Origin of the sequence: Sphingomonas sp. 66-10, assembly GCF_001897045.1 — a bacterium.
Taxonomy (GTDB): Bacteria; Pseudomonadota; Alphaproteobacteria; order Sphingomonadales; family Sphingomonadaceae; genus Sphingomonas; species Sphingomonas lycopersici.
Map to the genome: position 1 here is coordinate 7,564 of NZ_MKRR01000094.1, position 3,473 is coordinate 11,036.

The 3,473-nt window shown below is 63.1% G+C and carries 3 protein-coding genes; 2 read left to right on the forward strand and 1 reads right to left on the reverse strand.

What is annotated here, in order from left to right; all coding sequences use genetic code 11:
• Nucleotide 1 precedes the first annotated feature (1 nt).
• Entirely contained in the window at nucleotides 2-2,590 is a 2,589-nt protein-coding gene (locus BGN95_RS07450; RefSeq protein WP_286772146.1) for a vitamin K epoxide reductase family protein, read from the forward strand.
• Nucleotides 2,591-2,644: 54 nt separating this feature from the next.
• Nucleotides 2,645-2,845 (forward strand): hypothetical protein, encoded by a 201-nt coding sequence (locus BGN95_RS07455; protein ID WP_286772147.1) that lies wholly within the window; start codon nucleotides 2,645-2,647, stop codon nucleotides 2,843-2,845.
• 47 nt (nucleotides 2,846-2,892) lie between these two features.
• On the opposite strand, the gene BGN95_RS07460 is transcribed toward BGN95_RS07455, so the two are convergent.
• The coding region (locus tag BGN95_RS07460; protein ID WP_286772148.1) for an FTR1 family iron permease at nucleotides 2,893-3,473 on the reverse strand (581 nt) is incomplete at its 5' end.

Consider the following 3,473-nt stretch of genomic DNA (forward strand, 5'->3'; position numbering starts at 1 on the left):
CATCGGTGCGGCCGTCGTCCGCCGCCTTGGTGAGCGGTACGAAGTGGTCGGCTTGGATCGAGCTGGTCCCCCCGACCCGCCAGCGCCGGCGACTGCCGTGGACATCGATCTCGCGTCCGAGCAAGGGGTGCGCGCGGCACTCGAAACGGTGCGTGAAAAGTTTGGCAGTCGCATCGCGTCGGTCGTTCACCTCGCCGCCTATTACGACGTCACCGGCGAACCGAACCCTCGTTACAACGAGATCACGGTCGAGGGCACCCTCCGGCTGATCGGCGCACTACAGGAATTCGAGGTCGGGCAATTCATCTTTGCCAGCACGATGCTCGTCCACCGAGCGACCGACAGTCCTGACGAGCGCATCACTGAAGAGTCGCCGATCGACCCGAGCTGGCCCTACCCCGAATCCAAGGTGCGTACCGAAGCGATACTTCGCGAGCGTCATGGGAACATCCCGGTCGTCTTTCTGAGGATTGCCGGTGTCTATGAGGACGAAGGCCATCAACCCTTCATTGCGCAGCAGATCGCCCGGATCTATGAGCACCGGCTGACCGCGCACCTTTATCCGGGCATGCTCTGCGCTGGTCAGTCCTTCGTCCATCTCGACGATCTGACCGACGCGATAGCGCGGCTGGTCGACCGGAGGGGTGGGCTGCCGCCCGCGTTGCCGCTCCTCATCGGCGAGCCGGAAGCGCTTGGCTATGCAGAAGTCCAGGACATCATCGGCCGTGCGCTGCACGGGGAGCGCTGGGAGACGCTTCGGATTCCACAGCCGGTCGCCAAGGCAGGCGCCTGGGTGCAGGACAAGCTTCTGGGCGAAGACAGCGAGATCAAGCCGTGGATGGTCGAGGCGAGCAACGACCATTATGTCCTCGATATCAGCCGCGCGCGACAGCTTCTCGATTGGCAGCCAGCGCATCAACTCGGCACGGCGCTCCCGAAGATGGTGGCGGCGCTTAAGCGGGATCCCGCGGCCTGGTATGCCGCCAACAAGCTCAATCCTTCGCTGGTCGCGTGGTATGGCCAGCGGCCGGGGCCTCTGGGGGGGCATGACCATCGAGCGAAACGTGGAGGCGATGCCGCCAGCGAAGATCGGAACCCGGACAAAGCGGGTAGCCCTGATCGTCACGACCACAACATGGCTGCGGCACTCGGCGATCTTTCGATGGACGGCGACCACATGGCGGCGATGGACGCGGATGGTCGCAAGACGCGCTGGGCCCATTACGCCAATATCGGGCTGGGCGCGTGGCTGGCGGCGAGTCCGCTCGTCTATGACGCCGCAACGAGCAACACGGTCGCGGCCTCGGTGCGCGCGGTGACGCTCGACCGTGGCCTGGCGCCAATCGAATGGCGAGCCGATCTGCTCATGGCGAGCGACATCGCAAGCGGGACGCTGTTGGTCCTGTTCGGCCTGCTTTCGCTGTCCAAGCGGACCGCCTGGTTCGGGCAATGGGCGGCGTGCTTTGTCGGAATATGGCTGCTTTTCGCGCCGTTGCTTTTCTGGAGCCCGAGCGCGGCGCAATATCAAAACGACCTGCTCGTCGGCACACTCGCTATCGCTTTCTCCGTCCTCGTGCCGATGATGCCGGGGATGAGCATGGCGGGGATGATGGACCCCAAATCGATCCCGCCGGGATGGACTTACGGTCCGTCCACGGGTGCGCAGCGGCTTCCGATCGCGATCCTGGGACTGATCGGACTGCTGATTTCGCGCATGCTGACCGCCTATCAGCTCGGCCATGTTGATGGCGTCTGGGAGCCCTTCTTTTCAGGTTCACTCACCGATCCCCGCAACGGCACCGAGGAAATCATTACCTCGGATGTCTCCAAGGCCTGGCCGATCCCCGATGCCGGACTTGGCGCGGTCAGCTACACGTTTGAAATTCTGATGGCGGTCATGGGAACGCGCGACCGCTGGCGCACGATGCCGTGGATGGTCGCGTTCTTCGGCATCCTCGTGATCCCGTTAGGGGTCGTTTCGATCTACTTTATTATCATTCAACCGATCGTGATCGGAACATGGAGCACGCCAGCGCTGATCGCCGGTCTCGCTATGCTGGTGATGATCCCCTTTGCGCTGGATGAGGTGATCGCCATGGGGCAGTTCCTGCAATGGGCGCGCTGCCAGGGCAAACCGCTCATCGCCACCTTCTTTCATGGCGATGCCGTCGAAAAGGGCGAGGTGGACTCCTCCGACGCACTCGCCAGTCCTGCCGCTTTCTGGAACGATGCGACCCGCGGCATCACGCTGCCGTGGCAATTGGCGGCGAGCATGGCTCTGGGCGCGTCGCTGATGCTGACGCGCCTCACCTTCGGCACGATCGGGGCGATGGCCAACAGCGATCACGTCGCTGGCGCGTTGGTCATTACGATATCGATCATTGCGACCGCGGAGGTGGCGCGCGCACTCCGCTTTCTCAACATTGTCGTCGGCGTCTGGATCGTTTCCGCGCCGCTGTTTCTGACCGGGGCAAGCTTTGCGGCGACGCTGAGCGGCATAGCGATCGGGTTCGTGATCATCGCGCTGAACCTTCAGCGCGGCAAACGCAGCAGCGAGCATTACGCCGGCTGGGACAGGTACATTGTTTGACCCGGTTCGCATCACGGTCCGGATGATTGTCGCCGCCCATGTGAGGCGGTTTTGATGAGGAACCGGCCCTCGCTGCCCGAATGGGTGTGGGCCGCGGTGAACGTCGTGTTTGTGATCATCGCCGGCCTCTTGTTCTTCTCGATCGACGACCCCGTACTGGGTACGCTCGCGTTAGCTGCTACGCTGATCGCCGGCGAATTGACCGCCCGTCTTGCATCACATTGGGTCAGGCAGCGCACTGAGGATGATCGCTGACGTGCATGGGGACAGCCGGCGTGGGTTAACGGCGAGAATAGCGGAGCCTATTCGGCCGGCGAGAAATTTGACGGGCGCACGCCCTTGCGCCGATTGCTGGCGAAACCGGCGATGATCGCGATCAGCATCAGCAGCTGCGCCGCCACCGACTGCCTGGTCGGAAAGAGGCCCAGCATGGAGAACCGAGGCACATTCGCAAGCGGCGAGATGTCGAAGATGCCTGCCTCCTGGAGTGCTGCAACGCCCTTGCCCGCGAGAATGACCGTCAGTGCTGCCATCAGCCATGCACTGTAGCGAAAGAACTGTGCGATCGGCAGCGTTCTGCTGTAGCGAAGCATGGCCCAGGCGATCACCGCGAGCAGCAGCACGGCCGACCCTGCGCCAGCGAGCAGCACGGGCCCGTTGCCCTGCGTCCAGAGTGCGGCGTAGAACAATATCGTCTCGAAAACCTCGCGATAGACAACCACGAAGGCTAGTCCGAACAGGAACCAACCGGATCCACCTGTGAGCGCCCGCGCCATCTTCTCCCGGATATAGCGTTGCCACTGATCGGCTTGCGCCTTGCCGTGCATCCATATCCCGACGGACAGCAGAACGATCGCCGCGAGCAGTGATCCGAACCCTTCCG

Excerpts from the sequence above, each read along its gene's own strand:
- BGN95_RS07455 (WP_286772147.1), top strand. The coding sequence starts at position 2,645 with ATGAGGAACCGGCCCTCGCTGCCCGAATGGGTGTGGGCCGCGGTGAAC.